Annotated in this window: 24 protein-coding genes and 2 pseudogenes; 8 read left to right on the plus strand and 18 right to left on the minus strand. The window is 37.5% G+C overall.

The genetic code is table 11. From position 1 onward, the window contains the following. Nucleotides 1-4 precede the first annotated feature (4 nt). From I3B46_RS10885 to I3B46_RS10900, 4 genes are all read right to left on the minus strand, one after another. Nucleotides 5-535 carry a fimbrial protein gene (locus tag I3B46_RS10885; protein WP_014658389.1) on the minus strand — a complete coding sequence of 177 codons (531 nt, stop codon included), beginning with the start codon at nucleotides 533-535 and terminating at the stop codon, nucleotides 5-7. A 21-nt stretch (nucleotides 536-556) separates the two neighbouring features. Beyond that, entirely contained in the window at nucleotides 557-1,111 is a 555-nt protein-coding gene (locus I3B46_RS10890) for a fimbrial protein (RefSeq protein ID WP_014658388.1), read from the minus strand. Continuing rightward, a complete protein-coding gene (locus I3B46_RS10895) occupies nucleotides 1,089-1,817 on the minus strand; it encodes a fimbrial biogenesis chaperone (RefSeq protein ID WP_004919944.1) in 729 nt (242 codons plus the stop codon). The genes I3B46_RS10890 and I3B46_RS10895 overlap by 23 nt, the downstream gene beginning before the upstream one ends. A gap of 80 nt (nucleotides 1,818-1,897) precedes the next feature. Then, the gene (locus I3B46_RS10900) at nucleotides 1,898-2,425 is read right to left on the minus strand and encodes a fimbrial protein (RefSeq protein ID WP_004919941.1); all 528 of its coding nucleotides are present in this window, start codon (nucleotides 2,423-2,425) and stop codon (nucleotides 1,898-1,900) included. 910 nt (nucleotides 2,426-3,335) lie between these two features. On the opposite strand from I3B46_RS10900, the pseudogene tnpA reads away from it, so the two are divergent. Further along, nucleotides 3,336-3,599: pseudogene (gene tnpA, locus I3B46_RS10905) on the plus strand (IS200/IS605 family transposase); the annotation flags it as partial. 9 nt (nucleotides 3,600-3,608) lie between these two features. Here the strand turns inward: tnpA and I3B46_RS10910 are convergent. The 3 genes and pseudogenes from I3B46_RS10910 to I3B46_RS10920 form a co-directional block, all read right to left on the minus strand. Continuing rightward, nucleotides 3,609-3,725: pseudogene (locus I3B46_RS10910) on the minus strand (ArsR family transcriptional regulator); the annotation flags it as partial. A gap of 164 nt (nucleotides 3,726-3,889) precedes the next feature. Beyond that, nucleotides 3,890-4,987 (minus strand): alkene reductase, encoded by a 1,098-nt coding sequence (locus I3B46_RS10915; RefSeq protein WP_104873492.1) that lies wholly within the window; start codon nucleotides 4,985-4,987, stop codon nucleotides 3,890-3,892. A gap of 53 nt (nucleotides 4,988-5,040) precedes the next feature. After that, entirely contained in the window at nucleotides 5,041-5,640 is a 600-nt protein-coding gene (locus I3B46_RS10920; protein WP_104873491.1) for a TetR/AcrR family transcriptional regulator, read from the minus strand. Nucleotides 5,641-5,917: 277 nt separating this feature from the next. Here I3B46_RS10920 and aadA36 point away from each other — a divergent pair, with 277 nt between their 5' ends. Continuing rightward, nucleotides 5,918-6,712, plus strand: a complete 795-nt coding sequence (gene aadA36, locus I3B46_RS10925; RefSeq protein ID WP_174822199.1) for an ANT(3'')-I family aminoglycoside nucleotidyltransferase AadA36 — start codon at nucleotides 5,918-5,920, stop codon at nucleotides 6,710-6,712. A 640-nt stretch (nucleotides 6,713-7,352) separates the two neighbouring features. Beyond that, entirely contained in the window at nucleotides 7,353-8,447 is a 1,095-nt protein-coding gene (gene mnmH / locus I3B46_RS10930; protein WP_004919920.1) for a tRNA 2-selenouridine(34) synthase MnmH, read from the plus strand. A gap of 82 nt (nucleotides 8,448-8,529) precedes the next feature. Here mnmH and I3B46_RS10935 read toward each other — a convergent pair whose 3' ends face one another. Beyond that, the gene (locus I3B46_RS10935; protein ID WP_014658383.1) at nucleotides 8,530-8,793 is read right to left on the minus strand and encodes a DUF3811 domain-containing protein; all 264 of its coding nucleotides are present in this window, start codon (nucleotides 8,791-8,793) and stop codon (nucleotides 8,530-8,532) included. Between the two features lie 357 nt (nucleotides 8,794-9,150). Here I3B46_RS10935 and I3B46_RS10940 point away from each other — a divergent pair, with 357 nt between their 5' ends. Continuing rightward, a complete protein-coding gene (locus I3B46_RS10940; protein WP_040133142.1) occupies nucleotides 9,151-10,158 on the plus strand; it encodes a DUF481 domain-containing protein in 1,008 nt (335 codons plus the stop codon). An 80-nt stretch (nucleotides 10,159-10,238) separates the two neighbouring features. Here I3B46_RS10940 and I3B46_RS10945 read toward each other — a convergent pair whose 3' ends face one another. From I3B46_RS10945 to hxsD, 5 genes are read right to left on the minus strand one after another with little or no spacing between them, the layout of a single operon-like run. Beyond that, nucleotides 10,239-10,541, minus strand: a complete 303-nt coding sequence (locus I3B46_RS10945; RefSeq protein WP_004919911.1) for a hypothetical protein — start codon at nucleotides 10,539-10,541, stop codon at nucleotides 10,239-10,241. 32 nt (nucleotides 10,542-10,573) lie between these two features. Then, nucleotides 10,574-11,143 (minus strand): His-Xaa-Ser repeat protein HxsA, encoded by a 570-nt coding sequence (hxsA, locus tag I3B46_RS10950; protein WP_104873490.1) that lies wholly within the window; start codon nucleotides 11,141-11,143, stop codon nucleotides 10,574-10,576. Beyond that, entirely contained in the window at nucleotides 11,140-12,243 is a 1,104-nt protein-coding gene (gene hxsC / locus I3B46_RS10955; protein ID WP_104873489.1) for a His-Xaa-Ser system radical SAM maturase HxsC, read from the minus strand. The genes hxsA and hxsC overlap by 4 nt, the downstream gene beginning before the upstream one ends. Then, a complete protein-coding gene (hxsB, locus tag I3B46_RS10960) occupies nucleotides 12,236-13,621 on the minus strand; it encodes a His-Xaa-Ser system radical SAM maturase HxsB (RefSeq protein ID WP_104873488.1) in 1,386 nt (461 codons plus the stop codon). The genes hxsC and hxsB overlap by 8 nt, the downstream gene beginning before the upstream one ends. Further along, complete coding sequence (hxsD, locus tag I3B46_RS10965; RefSeq protein WP_004919898.1) at nucleotides 13,618-13,893, minus strand: His-Xaa-Ser system protein HxsD; 276 nt, start codon at nucleotides 13,891-13,893, stop codon at nucleotides 13,618-13,620. Before hxsD ends, hxsB begins: the two co-directional genes overlap by 4 nt. 306 nt (nucleotides 13,894-14,199) lie before the next feature. Between hxsD and I3B46_RS10970 the strand changes: the two genes are divergently transcribed. The 3 genes from I3B46_RS10970 (at nucleotide 14,200) to I3B46_RS10980 (ending at nucleotide 15,833) form a co-directional block, all read left to right on the plus strand. Continuing rightward, nucleotides 14,200-14,622, plus strand: a complete 423-nt coding sequence (locus I3B46_RS10970) for a VOC family protein (protein WP_036940287.1) — start codon at nucleotides 14,200-14,202, stop codon at nucleotides 14,620-14,622. Between the two features lie 359 nt (nucleotides 14,623-14,981). Continuing rightward, nucleotides 14,982-15,224 carry a zinc ribbon domain-containing protein gene (locus I3B46_RS10975; protein ID WP_004919892.1) on the plus strand — a complete coding sequence of 81 codons (243 nt, stop codon included), beginning with the start codon at nucleotides 14,982-14,984 and terminating at the stop codon, nucleotides 15,222-15,224. A 36-nt stretch (nucleotides 15,225-15,260) separates the two neighbouring features. Then, nucleotides 15,261-15,833 carry a class I SAM-dependent methyltransferase gene (locus I3B46_RS10980; RefSeq protein WP_004919889.1) on the plus strand — a complete coding sequence of 191 codons (573 nt, stop codon included), beginning with the start codon at nucleotides 15,261-15,263 and terminating at the stop codon, nucleotides 15,831-15,833. A 94-nt stretch (nucleotides 15,834-15,927) separates the two neighbouring features. On the opposite strand, the gene I3B46_RS10985 is transcribed toward I3B46_RS10980, so the two are convergent. The 4 genes from I3B46_RS10985 to alkB form a co-directional block, all read right to left on the minus strand. Next, complete coding sequence (locus I3B46_RS10985) at nucleotides 15,928-16,389, minus strand: YaiI/YqxD family protein (RefSeq protein ID WP_004919887.1); 462 nt, start codon at nucleotides 16,387-16,389, stop codon at nucleotides 15,928-15,930. Between the two features lie 81 nt (nucleotides 16,390-16,470). Next, complete coding sequence (locus I3B46_RS10990; RefSeq protein ID WP_104873487.1) at nucleotides 16,471-17,226, minus strand: DUF4184 family protein; 756 nt, start codon at nucleotides 17,224-17,226, stop codon at nucleotides 16,471-16,473. A gap of 202 nt (nucleotides 17,227-17,428) precedes the next feature. Beyond that, complete coding sequence (locus I3B46_RS10995; protein WP_151207842.1) at nucleotides 17,429-18,454, minus strand: threonine aldolase family protein; 1,026 nt, start codon at nucleotides 18,452-18,454, stop codon at nucleotides 17,429-17,431. 221 nt (nucleotides 18,455-18,675) lie between these two features. Beyond that, entirely contained in the window at nucleotides 18,676-19,308 is a 633-nt protein-coding gene (alkB, locus tag I3B46_RS11000; RefSeq protein WP_004919878.1) for a DNA oxidative demethylase AlkB, read from the minus strand. Between the two features lie 418 nt (nucleotides 19,309-19,726). Between alkB and I3B46_RS11005 the strand changes: the two genes are divergently transcribed. Continuing rightward, nucleotides 19,727-21,916 carry a glycoside hydrolase gene (locus I3B46_RS11005; RefSeq protein ID WP_036940279.1) on the plus strand — a complete coding sequence of 730 codons (2,190 nt, stop codon included), beginning with the start codon at nucleotides 19,727-19,729 and terminating at the stop codon, nucleotides 21,914-21,916. Between the two features lie 86 nt (nucleotides 21,917-22,002). Here I3B46_RS11005 and I3B46_RS11010 read toward each other — a convergent pair whose 3' ends face one another. Continuing rightward, nucleotides 22,003-22,884, minus strand: a complete 882-nt coding sequence (locus tag I3B46_RS11010) for an EamA family transporter (protein WP_395756071.1) — start codon at nucleotides 22,882-22,884, stop codon at nucleotides 22,003-22,005. Nucleotides 22,885-22,925: the final 41 nt, after the last annotated feature.

Below are 22,925 nucleotides of genomic sequence, written 5' to 3' on the forward strand. Positions count from 1 at the left end.
TTAGCTAGTCAGTGAGTACGGTGAATATCATTGACGCTTTAAAACTACCTTTTGTTATTTGATTCGTATCGTTACATTCACCGCAAGATAATGCTGTTGTCACTGTAAAGGTATCACCGATAGCATTACTAGAGTTAAGCCGGAAAAGAACATCACCATCTGTTTTCGCAATGTTATTAACTAATAACTTAATACCGACACCTTTTGAGGTTCCACTTTCTTTGAATAAAGGTTTTCCATTGAAAATTTCTGTTTGTCCAGATACAAAAATTTTGCTTTTAGATAAATCGCTAACATTTGTACATTTTGCTAGCTTCAAAGTTATATCTCGATTTAACTTTGTGGTTTCACCCGAATCGTTTTTGACAATATCAACTGGTGAAACTTTTTTGTAATCAATCACAGCTTCTGAAACATCAACTTCACAAGTCTTTTTATAAAAAGTCGCTTCAAAATCGACAGCAACAGTATTCACTTGTGCTAATACTGATTGGCAGAATACAATCGATACAAAAGATAAAATTAACCGCAGCACATTGGTATCCTCTTTTTTGAATTATGGCATTACAACGGTTAATAAAATTGATGCTTTTGCAGAACCCGCTGTAACGGTGCTATTGTCTGCTTGACGTACAAATCCGATGGTCATTGGTAAAGAACCTTTTGTACTTCCAGCAGGTAAATAAAAGCTTTCATTATTTTTTAAGGTTTTTCCCTTAGAGTAGAACCCTACCAACTCTGACACTTCGCCATTTTTCAGCATAAAACCAACCCCTTTTGCTCCAGCAGGGTTCTCTGTTAAAAATAGATTAGGGTCATTTGATACATCACCTGTTACCATTACTTCGGGCATCACCGTTGTTTCATAATCTCGACATTGGTATGAAAGTTTTATTGGCGTAATATCTACAGCATCATTTAATCTAAAATCTCCGACAACAGGACGACGAGTCATTTCGATATTTGATGGCGTTACCTCAATGTCACATTCACCAATACTTTGTATATCTGCAAGTATTTCTAGTTTATTTCCTGCAAAAGATTGCATTGTAGAAGCCATTAATAAACATGCGACTAAGGTGGATAATTTATGGTTTCGTATGTTCAACATAGCCCCCTAAATCATTAATAGTTACCCAAGTGATTGGGCCTGTATTCACAGTTGTCGGATAAATTATATTGCTAAAAGGCGCCACCATCGTGTTGTTCTTTTTAGCTGAAATATCTATATGCTTATTACCAACTTTTAAAGATGCTAATGTAATATAATAAGGAGAGTTGTTTGTGACTTGCACACCGCCTTGAACTGCTGAAAACGTCAAACTTTCTTGTGCTTTATCAGAAGTCTGAACTAACCCAGTTGGGCGATAAAATACTTTAATCACATTTTCTATTGCAATTTTTACATCACCTTTCATATTTGAAACATCTAACTCTGAATTTTTTTCACTGCGTGCGATTGCTCTTGCATGTAAGTAATAAATTGATTCACGATCTTTCGGTAAATTCATTGAGCTAGAGGTTTCAGTAATACGAACATCTCGCTGTTGTCCCGGTTTCAAATAGAGCATAGGAGGAAGAATATCAAATACCTTCTCTTGGGTAGAATCACTAGGTGTTTTCGTTAAATATACCTGAACCAGATATTCTTCGTTCTCTGTACTATTGCGAACAGTTACCGGAATAGATTGGCTATTTTGTGGAAAAACAATTCGAGTAGTATTAAGGCCTACCCCAGCAGCTGATAGTCCTGTAATTTCAAGACCAAATATCATCATTCCAATTATTGAGTATCTGATAGTTGACATCAAATTCATAATTTATCTCCAATAGTCATTCTATTAAGTAACAAGTAATAAATGAGATGGCCATTTCTGCCATCTCATTTAAATAATTATTATTCGTAGCTTACAGAGAATGTAATTGGAGCATCAATGCGTTGTGAAGCAGGAGTTCCTACTGTTGAATATAAGCCAACGTTCATTGCGATTGAAGCAGAAGAACCTTGAGCTAATCCAGTCACAGAAGTTAAATCAACACTTGTGTTAGGTTTAACTGGTTTAGAATCAGCAGTTAATTTAACACCAACAGTTGCATTTGCAGTGTTGTTGAAGTAATCACCATTCGCGTCTAATGCAGTTCCTTTAGCAAATAATTGAACTGATGCACCGGTTTGATCTTTGCTACAATTAGTTAATTGTAGAGTGAAGTCTTTTGCACTTGAAGCAATATCACCAGCTGCTGTAATATCCGCAGAAATGTGAGTACCTAAGTCAATATTAGGATTGCTAACACTTAAATCACAGGTTGCAGCTGCGATTTGACCTGAAACATTTACTTGAGCGTTTTGACCTGCAGAAGCAGCACCAGCGAATCCTAAGCCAGCAGCAACACATAGAGCAATCATATTTTTTTGATTAAACATAATAAGACCTTAAATATTTATTAATAATTGGGTGTAAGTTAATATTTATCCTACGATTACAACACCCTTTTTAATCGCAGGACTTAAATAGAAATGAATTGATTTCAACTTAATGAATAGGCTGATCGATTCTTTTCCTGTTTTCTTTTAAAGAAATTTATTTTTAAACTCTAAATTCATGTTTTCCATATACACTCATATTTCCATATTGACATCCACGTTTAATTAATTGAAAAAAACTTAACTTTCTTAATTAACGGGATTGGCGAAGATTCTAATCCAAAAAAAATTTTTTTCTAGAGTGAATATTCATGCAGTGAGTAAGCAAATGTAATTGTCTTTTATTTTTAATAATTCAATTGTTAAATATTCTTCATTAAAAATGAGAGTTAAACGTTCAATTGTCCCTATAGTTGTTCTTAACTATAATTTAACACCCACTTAACTTGCTCATATTGTGCGCACCACCACCAATGAACAATAATCATATGAATAAAAAGACATTTTTAATCTTTTAACTTTAAAATGATTTGACTTAAAAAATTATCATCAACAAAAAAACAACACATAATGCATAATAAAAATTGAAACTCATAAACCCCGCTATTAAGGTTTAGTATTGAATTAAAAACAGATTTTTCTTAAAATTTTTTATTGTTTTATTGAAATATATGTTTACATTTATTTACTAACACATAAATATAATAACCTATTTTCTGAGTATTTTTTTAATTTAACTAGAATTTTTTTACTGCCAAATATCAGAATATATCCCTTAAGTATAAAATGATGTGTAAATACTCAATCCGTATCCTTAAATTTAAAAAAATCATATAGTGAAGCAATGTTACTATTATGTAGTGTATCGAAAGCATTTCTAGTTAGATAAGGTATTAGTAATCAGTTGCTAATACTCATGCTGTTGGACATTTCGCCTCAAATGAGTGTTTCGAGCTTTATGGGATATTTAAAAGGGAAAAGTAGCCTAATGCTTTATGAACAGTTCGGCGATTTAAAGTTTAAATATCGTAAAAGAGAATTTTGGTGCGGAGGATACTCTGTTGATACGGTGGGTAAGGATACGAAACGAATACAAGAATACATAAAACATCAATTAGAACAGGATAAATTGGGTAAACAATTGTCGACCCCTTATCTATGTACCGTGTTTTGAATCAAGTCATAAACCGGAGCTACGTGGCATTGCAAGATGGCGAGATGTTTTTGGCTGAGAAAAATCTAATACCGTATAAATATCACATACGAATAACTCTCCCGATACGTTTAGCCGCAGTACAATATCTCATCTCGCTTGGTCACTTAATAATTTGAATAATTGTAATGGTTCCACATCCACTTCTTTATCATGTTATCAATTTATACCAACCTAACATATACGTTAATTCATATATATGTGAGTGTTAAATATTAGCGGCGAGTTATCGCCGCTATCAACATTAATACTCAGAGAGATGGATAATCTGTATACCCTTCTGCGCCACCACCATAAAAGCTTTCAGGGCGCTGAGGATTGAGTGCAGCTTTATTTTTAAGGCGAGCGACGAGATCAGGGTTAGCAATAAAATCACGACCAAATGCAACAGCATCAATCAACCCTTTCTCGATTAAATTTTCTGCCTTTTCTGTAGTGTAAGCGCCAGCACCAATGATCACAGCGTGGAAGCGTTCACGCACTTTTTGACGGAAATCATCAGTATATGGTTGACCGCCCGCCCAATCAGGTTCAGACAGATGCAAATAGGCAATATGACGTTTGTCTAGCTCTTCAATGAGATACAGGGCATCGTCAACTTCATTCGGCCCATTATCGGTATTTTGAAATGTACCTATAGGTGAGATACGGATCCCAATATGTTCAGACCCCCATTCCGCACAAACGGCATCAACAACATCTAAAAGAAAACGAGCACGATTTTCCCTTGTTCCACCATATTGGTCAGTACGGTGATTCGCGGATGGAGAGAGAAATTGATGCAGTAAATAACCGTGAGCAGCATGCAATTCAGCCATATCAAAACCTGCTTCCCGTGCATTAGCAACCGCTTGACGGAAGTCATTAACGATCGCTGGAATTTCTTCTGTTTCTAATGCACGAGGCATGGATGTATCGACACGGATAGCGCGGCCATTTTCATCGCGTAATGATGTCCGTGTTCCTGCACTTATTGCTGAAGGTGCGACGGGAGCTAACCCATTAGGCTGAAGGCTAACATGAGAAATTCGCCCGGTATGCCACAATTGAACAGCAATACGCCCTCCTGCTTCATGAACCGTTGAAGTGATTTTTTTCCATGCAGCGATTTGCTCGGCGCTATGTAGCCCTGGAGCTCCGGCATAGCCTTTTGATTGTGCAGAAATTTGAGTCGCCTCTGAAATGATCAACCCAGCGGTGGCACGTTGGCGATAATATTCCCCCATTAATGGAGTCGGAATATCGCCGGGTTCAATGCTACGTAAACGGGTTAGTGGTGCCATAAAAATACGATTTGGTGCGGTTAGTGTACCCACTTTAAGAGGTGTAAATAGTTTTTTCTGTGACATAAAAGCTCCAGATTAGACCGGTCGACTAGTAATTGAGTAAATAAAAACGCCTATTAACTTTCAGGCGCTGCAATCATTTTTTCCACATAGGCCAGTGCGCTTTCCATCGGCTTATTACTACGCGATATTTTTGCCTGTAAATTTGCACCTAACCATAAAGAATAAAGAACCCGTGCGATAGATAGCGACTCCCCTGAAAAATTCAGTGATTTTTCATCACGCCCATTTTCCAGTGTTTGTGCCAGTAGCGCGATGACTTGGCTCACACCTTGATCCATCGCAATGTTCATATCTTCTGATAGATCACATACCTCTGCTGATAACTTCACCGTCAAACAGCCTGTTGTATGATCAAACTGGCAAGTGTTGTTTAACATTTTTCCATAATAGGCAAGTAAACGATCACGATAATTACCTGCTCCATGCTCGAAGTGCTTCACCAACTTTTGTAGATAGCCGGCGTAATAGTGCTCTAACATCGCAACACCAAAAGCTTCTTTAGAGCGGAAATAATGATAAAACGACCCTTTTGGTACTTCTGCCGTTTTTAGCAACTCACTTAGCCCCATTCCAGTAAAACCACGCTGAAGACAAAGGTGCTCACCAGTGACAAGAAGATGTTCCCGGGTATCATGTTCAGTCTTTCTGTTCATATCGACAATGTAATAGACCGATCGGTCTGATGCAAGATTTATTTTGTTTATTATACATGACAAAATTATTAACTCTGAAAATATCACAGGTTTTCAAAGGTAAAATTTTTTATTTGTACTACTCGTGGTAGCATGGGCGTGTATTAAACGCGCCAGTATTTTGAAAATGTAATACTGTAATTACCCAAATCCTCATTCTGCCATATTCTGATTTGTTGATGACTTATTAGTGTATGATCCTGTTGATAAAATTAATAACAAAGACACTAAAACTAATATGAATTTTGAACATATTGATACTAGCATACTGCAACAAGTTAAATCCGCCTGTCAGCTCATTGACAAACACCTTGGCGAGATACTAAATAGTATTTACCTTTATGGCTCCACATTACATGGTGGCCTAAAACCTCTTAGTGATATTGACTTACTCGTTACTGTCGATACCCCTCTTTCAGAGCAGCAACGTCAACAATTGATGAGCGAACTTTTAACGGTTTCGGCTTGGCCAGGTTCCGATCCAAAACAACGCGCGTTAGAGGTAACAGTCTTACTTAATGAATCAGTTAAGAAATGGCATTACCCTCCTCGCCGTGAATTACAATTTGGCGAGTGGCTTAGAGATGATATTGTTTCAGGGATATTTGAGCCGCCTCAAATCGACCCTGATATCGCTATTTTACTGACTAAAGTTCACCAGCACAGCATTGCAATACTAGGTAACGATGCTGCTCACTCTTTTCCGCCTATTCCGTTCAGTGATTTATCAAAAGCGCTAAAAGCGACACTAGAACAATGGAACGTTCAGGACGACTGGGAACATGATGAATGTAATATTATTCTCGCCTTAGCACGCATTTTGTATACCTTGTCGACACAAAAAATTGCCTCCAAATCAGAGGCTGCGGATTGGTTATTACATAGGATTAATACCCCCTCACACTATCAATTGTTGTCAGCGGCACAACGAACCTATTTAACCGGTGAGACCTTTGATGTTTCAAACTCAAAAGCAATCGAAGATTTTATTCTTACAATAAAATCTCAATGTGAAGAGCGGCTTGCAAAGTAAAAACTCAAAAAAATCATTTCTATGGCGTTTATATGATACAAAAACACAAGGGCTAGCAAAAATACGCCCTCATAGTTGCTGACGGTTATGATTATCCAACCGACTCGTCAGATATTGATGATTGGATTACTTGTGGTGGAAATTATGATGAATGGGATATTACACCATTCATCCACTGTATTGATGACAAAATTGCTTAAGGTAAATTTAATTACATCCTCTTAGGTTACCCTTTTGCAAAAGCACATCCTGCATTAGCTAATAAAATTTCATATGCCTTCTTTTAGAAACCCCATTAGATATCGTTTTATCTCGACGCATTTTACGGAACCGCCAAAACGCAATTCGCCATGAAATTTTTGCAAATATCAGCGAATAGTTTCGCGGCCTTCTTATGTTGCGATGCAGAAAAGAGAAAAAACGACAGTGATTACATTATTGACGGTATGTTACCCTTAGAAGAAATAGTGAAATTGATCTTAGAAAAGATCTCTTAAAATACAAAATAGCATAACAAATGTGACAGCGTCACTAATGTGGCTGGCTGATTGTCTAAGAGCCTACCTTATGATTGCGTGCCTTCATTCCAACATGGGAGTATAGTAGTCGCTTCGATTGGATTGATATCACCGTTTTTATTATGGAATTAACTCCTTTAGTGAAAAATATTCGACAGATCCTAGCCACAGATACACCAATAATTGATGTTCGCGCGCCTATTGAATTTAAACAAGGCTCAATGCCAGCAGCTCATAATTTGCCTTTAATGAATGATGCAGAGCGTGCAGCCGTTGGGACTTGTTACAAACAGCAAGGTTCGAAAAAAGCGGTCGAATTAGGCCACCAATTGGTTAATGGTGCCATTCGCTCAGAACGACTAGCTGCATGGCATAAAGCTTGCCAACAATTTCCCCAAGGCTATATCTGCTGTGCTCGAGGTGGCATGCGTTCACACATTGTTCAGCAATGGCTACGTGAAATCGGTATTGAATACCCATTAATTGTTGGTGGTTATAAAGCCTTACGACAGACAGTTATTGAGTTAACAAAAGAGTTAGTACAACGACCGATTGTCCTTATTGGTGGGTGTACTGGTAGTGGAAAAACAACAATGGTACGTAAACTGCCCGATGGTATTGATCTTGAGGGTATCGCTCATCATAGAGGCTCTTCTTTTGGTCGCACACTACAACAGCAATATTCGCAAGCTACATTTGAAAATCATCTTGCTGTTGAACTGCTGAAAAAATCACAACAATATTCCCGCTGGGTCATCGAAGATGAAGGCCGTGCAATTGGTGCAAATAGCCTCCCTCAACCTTTACGTACCCAAATGGCACAAGCATCATTAGTGGTCGTTGAAGATCCATTTGAATTACGCTTAGAGCGGCTTAAAGCTGAGTATTTTGATCGTATGACTCACGACTTTTTAAGTACTTATGGTGAAGAGCAAGGCTGGGAGGCTTACAGTGAATACTTGCATCATGGCATATCGGCAATTCGTCGTCGTTTAGGTACACAACGCGCGGCAGAACTCAGCACCTTGCTAGATAGCGCATTAATCGAACAACAAAAAAGCGGCTCAACAGAGGCCCATTTTGCTTGGTTATGCCCCCTACTTCATGAATATTACGACCCAATGTACCACTATCAACTCGAGAAAAAACAAGATCGAATTATATATCGTGGTTGCTATGAGGATGTTTTACAGTGGCTTACCGCTAATGCGTTTTAAAAGAAATGAGCCTACTTACAGAGCCAATCTCATCCCTCTGTAAGTAGTAATAAGTTCTATTGGTCAATTCAAGGTAGTACAGTTAACGGAAACCTCGCCGATGGTTATGTGTTGACCAACTGTATGTTTCATCACTAGCAGCTAACTTGTCTTTCCTTTTTTGTGCCCTCGCTTTTTTCGCTGCTAATTCAACTTCCCTTGATATTTCAGCAACAATTTCATTTTTTACCCTACTGTGCTCCGCATTAGTTAATTCACGCCCCAATTTCTTTCTCTCTTGACCGAGCCGCGTATTTACTCTAACCCGTTGAGCATCGGTCATTTCTTGCAGCGTTAACATTTTCATTGGTTCACCTCTGTCATCGCGTAGGAGTTAATAATATAGCACTCAAACTGCTAAAAAGGTGGTCATATAGATCAATTTTACGATATCAATCATTCTTTTTCTGATGGCCTTATTGACCCTAGCTTGATAAATACCCGTGATTTTTTAAAAGCAAACCAATGGGATTTTTATTAATGCCAAACCAAAAAATACTTAAGTGATATTTATTTTTCACCCTCTTTGAGAGTTAAATAAATTTATACTTTAGTAAATGAAAATAAATATACCGCCTAGTTGAGTAAAGGCTATTGATATCGAATTTTATCGGCGTTACGGTTAAGTGATTGATATCACTAGCACAGCATGAGGTTTAATTTAATGCGATATTTAGCAATTTTAATTATAGGTTCAATTACAACCTCTGCTTATGCTGATAATATCTATTTGAAAAATGGAGATTCGCTGTCAGGAATGATAAGTATTATTGATGATAATAAGGTGCTTATTAAAACCAGTTATGCTGGAGAATTAAGGGTCAAACTAAATGATATAAAGACATTTGATATTGATGAACCGGTCGTTATCAAACTGCGTTCTCCAGATAAATGGCAACAAATCGATGCTATTGAAGCGTCAAAAGAAGGCGAAATAATCCTAATTAGTGGTGATAAGCATCAAAAAATGAGAATTAACGATGATTTGGTTTTAAGTAAAAAACTAGAGGGTACTCCCCTAAAACAAACAAAAATCACGGGTGGAATAAATGCAGGCGCTACCTATAATAAAGGGGCCTCAAGCAGCGAGAAATATTCATTCGATGCCAATATGCAAATATCGGCGAAAGATTGGCGCCATGGATTAAATGGTGCAATGCTCCGGAATAAAGATGACCATAACGTCAGTAGTTATTACTACAATTTAGGTTATGAATTAGACTATTTTATTAATCCATCTTTCTTCTGGCGTGGCTCACTTAATTATCAACATGATTGGATCGAAGACATAAAATCCAAAGGTGGTGTTGGCACAGGCCCTGGTTGGCAAGTATGGAATACCGAGCTAAGTTCGCTTTCATTTACTGGCCTTCTCAGTTATCAACACATGACATATCGCAATGGGGTCAATGATAATTATATGCAAGGGTCATTGGCTTGGGATTTTAACCAATACCTATTTGCTAAAACAATAAGCATCTACACCAAAGGTCGTATTGGTCGAGGATTTAATAATGATGTGAGCCTCGATTTAAATGCTCGACTTGGCATGATGTATCACTTAACCGATGGACTAAATTTGAATGCCAGTATTATTAGAGAAAAAATCAATGCAGATAAAGGTGATTCTAACAATACCAACTATACCATCGGTGTTGGATATAAATGGTAACTGCTATCATTGTTTATCGTATACATACGATGTTTACACTGAGTGATATTTAGTTAATATCTGTTATGTTGGATCTTAGGCTAATCAACTGATAATTCATAGCTATTGCCATCAGCATCTTCAGCGATAAGTTCGCCATAACCATCCCATTCAACATCAACATCCACTTCTTCACCATCTGAATTAGTTATTATACCTGTTCCGTATTTCCCTTGAATATCAATATTCCCGCTGACACTTTCACCATAATCATCTGTTCCAGAAACATCATAATTATACCCATATGGTGAACCTGTACCATAACGATAATTGTAGAGGTAATCATCAGCATATACGATGCCAGAAAAAAAGAATGTTAATATAAAAAGAAAATAGCCCTTCATTAAATATCCTTACATGGCAACATTAGCCTTGATTAGTTTGATGCATATATTCCCAAGGAATTCAGTAGTTCTGCATCTATAAACACATTAAGCGGTAACCCGTATGTTTGTCGATAACGCGTTATCGAGTTTCTAGTTGCAGGCCCCATCACACCATCTATTACCCCATCAAAATAATTTCTCTCAAAAAGTGCATATTGAACCCGCATCACCAATCTTTTACGTTGTTCTGCTGTTAGTGTTGATTGCCTAATATTTGCTGCATAGTCATTTTTGTTAGCTGAATTTTGTGCATTTCCAGATAAATTACGCTGTTGATTATTTGTCGCTGGAGCCGAATAAGATGGTGTTACAGGAGCCGAACGATAATAACCACCACCCGAGGAAGAACGATGAGAACTGTGGCTACGATGGCTTCGATGTGAACTATGACTTCGATGACCTGCAATATATATTGGCGTTTCAGTATTTAAAGGAGCAAAAATAAGATCATCGGGTTGATAAGATTGTTCATTTTTAAACGTAATCGCAGAGTCTGCAAATACTTGATTATTTAGCACAAGAAACCCAGGTAATAATGCTGCTAAATTCCATTTTTTCATACTATAACTCTCGGTGGTTGGTGGTATTGACCATAAGATGAACTAAAATACCCTCCACATTCGCCCATCATTTTGCAGTGAAGGCAATCATCAGGATAGTAATTCTTCCAATCAGATATTGATTGAACACTATACTGCCATAGATCCTGTGAGATATGACAGAGGGGATAATTAAATAATACAATAGGTAATTGAGATCTTTCTGCGATATCAATCGCTTTTTGTAGTGATTCAAGATAGGTCTCAGGATTTACGTAAAGCGATTTCCAATTTTTACGAGCCCACCCTGTCGCTTCCAAATTCATTACTGAAATTTGATTGATGTTTGAAAAAACACGTCCTGCCATTTCAACAACAGCATATAGATCTGAATAATTATAGTTTGTAGGAATAAATCTTAATTCTATGTTTAATCCACTGTTACCAGCATTGATAATGCCTGATATTGTTTCTTCAAATGCACCATCACTTGATACTAGTTTATTGTGTATACTTGCTGAGGCTGAATATAGCGGGATCCCAAAAGTAATAGGAAGCTCTTTTGCAATATTTGCTACTTGTTTTGTAAACATTAAATCTTTAAATGCTCTGCCATTCGTCAGAATATGTAATGCTGTTTTTGGCGTATTATTTTTAATACGCTCCAAAAACTCAATAAATTCAATCCCATAAAGCAAAGGCTCACCGCCACTAATTCCAATAACTCCTTCTAATTTAAATGCAGCTAACGCTTGTGTAGCAACATCTAATAACCAACTATCGGATATATTCTTAGGTGGCTGAGAGCAGAATAAACATAAGTTATTACATCTTTCTGTCAGCAATAGCGTATTATGATTGGCTTTTCTAGAAAGAATAATTCTCATTTTGTTCATTGTTACAGAAGCAATATCACCACTTTCGATTGAATGATATAATGTTTCATCCGCTATAACATGTTTCACTCCAGCAGTATGGTATTCTGCACTCTTTTCCTTAACGACTAGGATATTATCAAAATAAAACTCAGGGCTAGATAGCTGGTCCTTATATAGCTGGTAATATCCAGCAGGAATTGGCTCAAGTAATATAAATTGATCATTTCTTACAACGTTAGGCATAAGACCATTCCTTTAGAATCTTTGCATCTTCATTGTTTTTTATTATTTTAGATAATAAGAGATTAAACATACCTTTATGATATAAACAGAAACGCGATAAGCTTTTATTACCGATAGGCTCACCGAATAGGCTAATATTTTGGCATGGGTCAACGCCACAAAAAGGTTGATACGCACAATTATCACATCCGACATGGAGCATATTCAGTGAGTCAGACAGCAATTGATGGTAGATAGGATTTTGTGAAAATATAAGCTGCTCTATATCTCCAATGGAGAAATCAATATCAGGATGGACTTTTTGTAACATTCTAGTCTCATCACTACCATATAGCTTTCCATCATAATTAAATAGTAAGCTATTGAAAATCAATCCACTAGGTGATTTCAAATCTGCGTATCCAGCAAAATTTGGATTATTTATTCTTTTAATGTGGATTGCAGCAGAATGTTCGACAAATGGAATTCCTTGCTTATTTTTTTCAAGAACAAGCTCTAATAGTTTGGAATAAAAAGCAAGATACTCATCAATAGTGTAATCCTCTTTGTTTTTAGCGAATCCATAAGGACTAATAGGCCGAATAAAAATATCGAATATTTCTAACGATTGATGTGCATCCAGTAACAAATGTGGGGAGTTAAGTAAAGCTTTTGTCACTGTGGTCACTGTTGCAACATGTGATTTACCAAGCGCTTTCTGTAATTTTTTAATATTGTTTTCAACGAGTTGAAATGAATTGCCATTGGGTAAAATTCTATTCTTATTATGGATAGATTCCGTTCCATCAAGAGAAACCGAATAATAGATAGGTTTATTGATAGACCAATCAATCATATCATCGTTAAGCAAAGATAGACTTGATGTAATAACAAATTCAATATTTTCTTCCCCAAGTACTATCACGGCTTCTTGATATATTTTTTTTATTAAATCAAAACGTAGTAGAGGCTCCCCTCCCTGAATTTCTATTTTGTATGGTTTAGATGAAAGCTTTTTTATTAATGATATTATTTTAGGGATTTTTTCTTCTTTAAGATCAAAATTTTTGGCTGATAATGAGGCGCGACTAACTTGGCAATATTTACACGTATGATCGCATCTGAGAGTCGGTACTATCATAAAAATAGGAGAAAATTTGATCTCATTTGTTATTTTTTTTCCAAGTGCTGAAGAAAGCATCTTCTCTGCTAACAAAACATTATTGCTAATAAATAGCTTTTCTATTAGTTCTTTGTTTAGTTGTTCATTCGATGTTGCATGTTCGTTAACTAGCTCAAAAAAATTTTCAGACTTTAGCGTGGTCGAATACCCCGCAAGATTACTTATGAAAAAATCTTCTTCACTTATTTTTTCAAAATTAAAAGGTAAAAGATTCATTGAGATAAACGCTCATCAATACTGGCCAATACTTTACTCATAATCGAGCTTCTGATATCTCTTGTCTTTATATCAATCTGTTCTCTTAAAGTATAATCATTCAATAGGCGATTAAATTGAAATAAAGTATCATCATTACAGTCTTTAAAGGACACCTCATACGTAGTGTCTTTTTCTGTCAATGTCCATTCTGTTATTGATGTCATCCAGTATAACGACTGTCTTATGACAGAGATCGAATACTGTTCTTTTTGTAGGGTTAGTCTATTCATTGTACATAACTAGTTATAAAATTAAAAAATATACCTTAAGTTTAAGGGGATTTAATTTGGAATTCTCTTAAAGACTAAGGCAAATAATACCAACCAATTTTTTACTTATAGTTAACAATAAAATCCAACATCTTAAATCTATTTAAATGTTGCTCATCTGCCATTCTCAATAGCGTAATAACATCGATGGGTAACTTATACCTTATTGATAGATATTAGAATAAAATTGACTCAAAACGCCCTCGATATTTTATTAATTTGCTTGTATTTTCAAAGTGGCTGGATCCCAAAAAGGAAATGATAGCAATGAAATTAACACAACTTTGGCGCAAGCACCCTTCAAGCGAGCATTTAACTACCCCACGTGTGATGGCTCGTGTTTTCGTGAAGCAAGGTGAATTAGAAAGTAGCATTGCGTTTTATGAACAACTGCAACAAGTCACTATAGACGGTTTTTTCCCTTTCCCTGAGCACCAACTGCGTCTTGCCATGGTAGGTGCTTTCTTGATCATTGAAGGGCCAGATGACAAATTGGCCCCCTTTACGAGTACTCATACGACATTCCTCGTTGATGATGTGCAACCTTATTACGATAAATTAGTCGAACAAGGCGCGAAAATTATTTTCCCACTACAAGATGTACCAACCGGAAGGGCTTTTAATGCAGTTCATCCCGATGGCACAGTTATTGAATATGTTCATCACCGCCCAAATCATGAGGGCCAATAACCACAGTACAGAACACATTGACAACCCAACATCTTAATAGCGTCAGCGCTTAATTTCTCTCGCGCTTATAACTGTTTTACAATAAGCGCTTTGAGACTTTATATCTCATATGCATAAGTTAAATAATGCCCCCTAATATGTACGCCATACACTGATATAAAATTAATCTATTCCTGCCATTAAGCCTACCTCATATTTTATCTTTCTTATTTCTTATAGAGATTTAACTATTAGCGTCAAATTTTGTTATTAAATAAATTTTCAGTGTAATTAATTGTAATTATGCATAAAAATTATTGAGCTTGGTGCTATATCCAAGGTTTATAGTATAAACCTGTTCAACGATGGAGGACTGTATCATGTCATTTCTCAGTTGGTTATTTGGCTTAGGCAAGCATTCTCGATATTCAAAACATGGGCGTTATTCAGGTCATGGCGGTTATTCTAAACATGGTCGCCAACATGACCAATATGAATATCAAAATCGCGATAGCTACTCTGATGTTAATCAGCAATATCAAAATATTATGCGATGTAAACAGTGCAACTCAATCTTAAATAAAGAAGCGAAATTCTGTAGTGAATGTGGTCTACCGGTATAAATAAGAGCCTAAAAAACCCTACTATAGGTACACAATATGAAAATATCTTTTTTTTACCAAATAAATCACTATCCACTTTATATGAAAAATTTTATCGCATCGCCAACTAAGATGGGAACTGTCTTGCCCTCTTCTCGTTGGTTATGTAATACCATGCTCAACAATATTGATTGGAGAAACAGTTATAAAATCGCAGAAATCGGTGCGGGTAACGGTGTTATAACGCAATATATTTTGCAACGAATGTCATCGTTAGCATATTTAGAACTCTATGAAATCAATAATGATTTCATTAAAATTTTGCAGAAGATAGACGATCATCGAACAACAATTCATCATTGCTCAGCAGAATATCTATCGGGTGATTATGATATTGTTATTTCAGGGATCCCTTTTCGTTCACTAAGAAAGAAGATGGGGATGAAAATTCTCAAAAAGGTACAAGAGAGGTTAATAAAAAACAACGGAAGCCTTATATTATTTCAATATACTCAAGGGTGTGAGTCCATGTTCTCACGTTACTTTTCTTTTACCAAAAAGAGGGTTTATCTAAATTTTCCACCAGCTTGGGTGTACACCTGTAAACCAAAATTAGACAGTGACGACTGATCTTCGGATAATAAGAGTACCGTAATGAATATATATGACATGTCACCTTAGAACGGTTTTAACGGCTTTAAGGTGACATCATAAACCCCAACCATTATTGAGTTAATGCTTTCCTACGTTGCAATAACCATTTATCTAGTTCATTTGCAAATTGTTGCCGGTCACGTTGACTTAGACTTGCAGGTCCCCCTGTTTGTACACCGCTTGCCCTCATCGTATCCATAAAGTCTCTAATTGTTAAACGCTCACGAATGGTCGCTTCACTATAGCGCTCTCCCCTTGGATTTAACGCAATAGCGCCTTTTTCCATCACTTCCGCCGCTAAAGGAATATCAGCAGTAATCACTAAATCACCCAATTGTGCACGACGTACTATTTCATTATCTGCCACATCAAACCCTGCTGGAACTTGCAAGGTACGCAAAAAGGCTGAAGGAGGAACGGTTAACCGTTGATTAGCGACGAACGTTATCTGAACTTTCTCGCGATCTGCCGCGCGGTACAGCACTTCTTTAATCACTTTCGGACAGGCGTCAGCATCTACCCAAATAAACATAAAGTTACCCCGTAACTACAATATTAAAGGCTATCTTACCAAGATATAACAGCAAGGTGAGTTTTATTTTACATAGCACTTTTACTTTTCGTTCACGGTGATGAGGGTATATTGTTTCCATAAGGCAAACACAGTTAATAAACCAAAGAAAAATGGAACCGCTAATGTTAATTCGAGGTAGACCAACCGGTTAATATGCAAATGTGGCTCTTTGGGCACTAAATAGTACGCGAGCGGTGCCGCTAAAAAGGCCGAAATAATAGCAATAACAAAAAGGTTTTTAAGTCTATGAATATTTTCCCATTGATTTTCTTGGCTTTGTCGATAATGGTACTGCCAGTATTTATAACACAGATACAGTGCACCGAATAAAGAGCCCGCATGCTGCAATAGCTTATAAATAGCAATCTCTTGGCTATCCGTCATAATATTTAAATTTGATTTAAGAAATGTAAAATGACGAACAACAGCGCCTGTATCATGAGTAAATGAATCCCAAATAATGTGTGTTAGCGCTCCGAGAAAACATGAAAATATCAGGATGGCGCCATTTTTTGCGCTCCACCGCCAATTTTGGGGAAACTGAAATGGTACCACCTTTGATAACGGAACTCGGATCCAATAAGTCACAACATAAATAATCAAGCAAATTGGCAGTCCCGTATAAAACCATCCAACGACATGATGGGCTTGTGCCGCTATTTGATACAGCCCAAAAGAATAAAGCAGATCTGGGCTTAAACTCCCCAAAATTAGTGCTGGTAAACTAAGCCATCGACCAAGCTTAGATTGTTTTAATGGAAACACCACTGCTGGGTGAGAAAAAGTCCATGGCATACAAACAATCCCTTACAACAGAAAAACGTTTATTTTGCACTCATGATCCGATTTGTATTATGAGATAAATCGTAAAGCCATTGATATATTAAGCTTATTTCCTATTACGCTATGAGTGCTAAGCTAACAAACTAACTCCATTCGCTCTTATAGCATTAAGCATATCAACCCCAAATTTAATTTCGGGGTTGATAAATTGCTATTAAATTAATGAGTTAAATGTTGAAATAAATCTATCAACATCTTCCTGAGTTGTTGACCAGGAAGTACAAAGGCGCAAACAGCTTTTCCCTGCCTCAGGCTCACAAATCTTACGCAATACGTAATGAGACATCAATTTAGTCGCAAGTTCGTTAGGTAAAACCACAAAAATTTGATTAGATTCTGGTGGTGCAAGGAAACCAAAACCTTTTTCCTCAAAAAGGTTCACTAGCTGTGTCGCTTTATCATTAACATATGCCCCCAATTGAAAAAATAGGTCATCGCTAAACAGTGCATCAAATTGTGCTGCCAACAACCAACCCTTTGCTTGCAAAGCGCCTTTTTGTTTTAGGGTATAGCGGAAATCAGACTGAAGTGCAGGATTTAAAAGCACCAATACTTCTGCTGAAAAAGCGCCTATTTTTGTTCCACCGATATAGAACATATCCGTCATTTGAGCGATTTCTTCGATTGTTAAATCACTCTTGTTCGACATTAATCCAGATGCTAAACGCGCCCCATCCATAAATAGCCACAAACCATATTGATCACAGGCCTCCCTTAGAGCCTGAAGTTCATATTTACGATATACAGTACCTATTTCTGTTGAGTTACTGATATAGACTAATTTGGGTTGTACTGCATGCTCATCACTATGCTCGGCAAGTACCGCCTGAATATGCTTTGGTTCAAGTTTACCGGAGTCTGAGCTAACGGTGATGACCTTATGGCCTGTTGCTTCAATAGCCCCTGTTTCATGGGTCGCAATATGCCCAGAATCGACGGCAATTACGGCTTGATGTGGACGCAAGACATGGGAAATGGCTGTTAAATTGGTGATCGTACCACCATTAAAAAAGTGAATATCTGCGTCTGTACGCCCTATTCTAGACTTAATTTTCTCCGCAATTTGTTGAGTATATTTATCTGTTCCATAACCATCAAAACGGCTTCCAACTAAATCATTTAGCGCTTTCATGACTGCGGGGTGTGCTATTTCATTATAATCATTTTGAAAACTGTACATCATTATTCCCAGTGCTGTTTTTGCTAATATTTTTCATAGCACTATTTATATTCGGATACACAGCAATCTTCAATAGCCTGAACGACATCAGTCGTTTTAATGCTGTTTAAACTTTCTCAAGTAGTTTTTAAAATTATTACAACAAAAATTTATGAGCAAAATAAGGGGTTATATTCTTTTTATCTGTATAGACATTATTAGCTTATCAGCGACGTCCTTTTTTACTGGCAACGCCGAAAAGTGATATTGATTCTAAATTCCCCTAAAACCGGATGGCATCCTGCTTTAATGCTACGTACGCCATGGTAATTTAGCCTAGATTTCCCCCCCCAAACCACCACATCACCATGCTCTAATAGTAGTGCTGTCTTGGGCGCTTCACGAGTTAAGCCACCAAAATCAAATGTTGCAGGTAGCCCTAGAGAAAAAGAGACGATCGGTTGAGAAAAATCCATTTCATCTTTGTCTTGATGTAGTGATAATTTTGCCCCAACAGAATAACGATTGATTAAGCATGCATCTGGTGAAAAATGATAAAAACCAGCCATTTCAGCGGCCTTCCTTGCTAATTCGATAAAAATTGTCGGCATTTCGGGCCAAGGCTTATTTGTGACAGGGTCACTCTTTTGGTACCGATAACCTTTATGATCAGTTACCCATCCCCAAGGGCCACAGTTGGTCATCGCCACTGACATACCATATCCACCCGGTGTCACCATATATCGAAAAGGTGATTGCTCTACCACCTCATCAAGTGCTGATATCAATGCCTGCCCATTCCCTAATAAAAAACCTTTTAATAAGAAAGCATCTTCGGCAATTAACAACCTATTGTCTTCATCCGAAAACAGCATATTCACCTCAATCCAAATTAACTAAATAACGTTCATAGTATAACCGGTGATGAGTGATCCGCTTCTCACAAAACTACATTATCATTGCTTTTTAATCTGATGGTTCAAAGCGATTAAGCACAGGTATACCAAGCTATTTTCTCGTTTCTTATAGTACTACATCCCGACTTTTCTCCCATTATTGGTAAACAAAAATTAATCATTTCAAACATTCCGGCCGATATTAACAGCAGACATCGACGATTAATGTCACAGTTATTGTTTAATAAGCAATAATTTGATTAGCCAATATATTCAACTTAACGCGATTAATTCGAGTTTTTATCTATACTTAAATCTGATTTTGATTTCTTTTCGCTCAAGTTAGAATTTCATTAATCACATTAAAATATTTTATAAAAGTAGAGTTTATAATTAAATGACCAAATACTCCTGCAAAATTACCGTAGCCCTACTATTTATTAGCTCAATCGCTCACGGCATAACGCTAGAAAATACTGATTTTTCTATCGCCATTGAACCCGAAACCTTAAAAATGACTTATCAAGATGAGATCATTAATGAAGGCACTCAGTATACCCCTGTTGAAAAGCTTAACTCGGGTGCAGATAGCGCCAAGTGGTATTGGCCAGATAAACAGATGGAAGTGACGGCTCATCTTGAAGGTAAACAACTTCATTTACGCTTTACCACAACACAAACTCAACAACTCTTTTGGTATCAATCTCCTATCACAGTTTCAGCGCTATATTTGCCGTTAGGTGAAGGCAGTCACATCCCCACTGACAATCCCATATGGCAACAGTATTTAATCAATGAACAAAATGGGATTGATACTAACTATGACCTTAAACTCCCATTATGGGGCCAACAGCAAAAACACGTTTATAGCTGGTTAATGGCAAATCCATTTGGTAATCAGATTGATTTTACGACCCAATCTAAACAGCTGAAAATGTCTGCTCGTCATGTCTTTGACCAATTTAATCTAAACCGTCCCTTTGATGTAATACTCTCAATTGGCGATACCCCATTGGATGGCGCTTTCGCTTACCGCCAATATTTAGAATCAAAGGGTGAAATTAAAACATTACGAGAAAAATTCGCGGATATCCCCGATGGACAAAAGCTAATTGGTGCGACTCACATTTATGTATGGGGTAAAGGGTTGCTTGATCAGCAAGATATTAAAGATTGGCAAGGGTTAAGCCAATATTTACAATCTCCGAATGGTCAGTCTATTTGGGATGCACTAGAACAAGAAGCGCAAGAAGCATTCAAAAAGATTAAGCTCTCACCGCCTGAAAAATGGCAGCAACCATACTTAGTTGGAGCTTTGAATGAAGCCTTCAAGCGTATCGTTCCTAATCAAAAAACACCTGACGATAGTGATTTTTTATACTCTCAGAAGCTACAAGCACAAAAAATAAAGCAAGTTGTTACACAGCAGTTAGGGCCATGGTTAATCGCAAGCGAAAACTGGGGGCAAGGTTTATCAATTCCACTGATTAACCAGCTCAACATTAGAGGACTAGATAAACTTTGGTTAGGAGTTGATAATTGGACCGTAACCTTTTATCAGCCTCAAGCAGTTGAACAAGCCATTGAGCTGGGTTATTTAATTGGCAGTTATGACTCCTATGATACCGGGATCCCTGTTGGTACAAATGACCAATGGCTTACCGCTCAAGTCACCAACGAATTACGCGAAAAATGCGCCATTGTGCAGGAAAAAGGCACCAAATTAGCTGGGTTTAGTGGCAAAGGTTACTACCTGAATCCAGGCTGCATGTTAAGTTATTCACAAGATAGGATCAGAAAATTACTTGAGCTTTCATCAACGAATAGTTTATTCCTTGATGTCGATGGTACAGCGATGGTAACAAATGACTATAATCCAGAAAATCGCACAAGTGCAGAGCAAATGACACACGCCCGTAATGCACGTATGCAGTGGATTGAAAAAAACCTTAGAATTCCTTTAGGATCTGAAGATGGCAATGCCTTAACAGCAAAGCATTTAATGTTTGCCCATGGGATGGAAACGTGGGGTTTTGGTTGGGGCGATCCTAGTATCCATAAAGATAAGCATTCTCCTTACTATTTAGGTGCCTGGTGGCCTGAAAGTGAACCAGCGACCTTTTTTAAACAAGCAAAATTAAAACAACCTTATTTAACCGTTGTATTTGATCCCCGTTGGCGTCTCCCAATGTACCAAGCTGTCTTCCATGATACTATTATTAGTACTCATCACTGGACCTTTGATAACCTCAAATTCCCCGAAGTACAGGTAACGAGAGAGTTACTCAGCCAGTTATATAATACCGCGCCTTTATACAATTTAAGCCGTAGCACCCTTCACCAGCGCCTCCCCGCCATGATGAAATCTAACAGTGTTTATCGGCCACTACACGAGGCTTTATGGGATCAAAAAATGGTCGGCTTTCAATGGCTTGATAATCAAGGCTGGGTACAAGAAACTCGCTTCAGTGATGGCTCAATAATCATGGCCAATTTTTCTAAGCAAGTATTTAAAGATTTACCTCCACAATCGTTAAAAGCCATTTTGTCTGACGGACGGGTCATTAAGCAGAACTACGCTCGTTAGCTTCATTATCTTCAAATAACATTAAAGGGTAAGTTTCATATGCAACTTACCCTTTATGCCACATAGATACTACGTCGTTTAGCTAGTTATGCTAGCTGCTGTAATCTACGCTGTGCTAATCGTTTTTCTGATTGTTGGCTTGTCCATACGCTGCCTAATATCACCACCATACCTAAAAGCTGTAATAAACTTAAGCTCTGATCTAATACTACCCAACCTAATACGACAGCACTAACTGGACTTAAAAACCCTAAAGAAGCGACTGCGCTTGGGCCAAGCAAGGCAAGTCCTCTAAACCATAAAGCATAAGTCAATGCGCCACCAATTAAAGTCAGATAGCTTATCCCTATCATATTAATAACCGTTAATGATGGTAATGAAGGCTCTAACCACAGAGCGAATGGCAATAAAACGATCCCGCCAGCAGTTAATTGCCATGCTGTAAATATCAATGGCGTTACCGGTGGCTGCCAACGACGACTCAGCACGGTACCTGCCGCCATTGAAAAAGCGCCGGCGATACCCGCGATCACTCCCGTTAAATCTAGTGCAGCATTAGGGGTCAATAATAATATTGCAACACCCGCAATCCCTGCAAAAGACGAGGCTATAGACAATGCGGAAAGTGGGCTTTTCAATAACCAATAACTTAAGAATAATACAATCAGTGGTTGTATCGCCCCTACTGTTGCCGCGACGCCTCCGGGTAAACGATAGGCAGCAACAAACAAGAGCCACCAAAACAGCGAGAAGTTTAAAATCCCTAATAGCGTTACTCGTAACCACCAAATCCCTTGAGGTAATTTACGCAGCCAAATCAATAATAGCAATCCCGCAGGTAATGCCCTTAATACTGCCAATGTTAGCGGGAAGCCCGATGGTAACATCTCAGTAGTAATCAAATAGGTACTTCCCCAAACAATCGGCGCTAATGCCGTTAATAACAAAGCCGTATATCGGTTCATCATAAAACCCTTCTCATTTATCTTGATATCAAGATAGTTTTAAA

This window comes from Providencia sp. 2.29, from assembly GCF_015832305.1.
GTDB lineage: Bacteria > Pseudomonadota > Gammaproteobacteria > Enterobacterales > Enterobacteriaceae > Providencia > Providencia stuartii.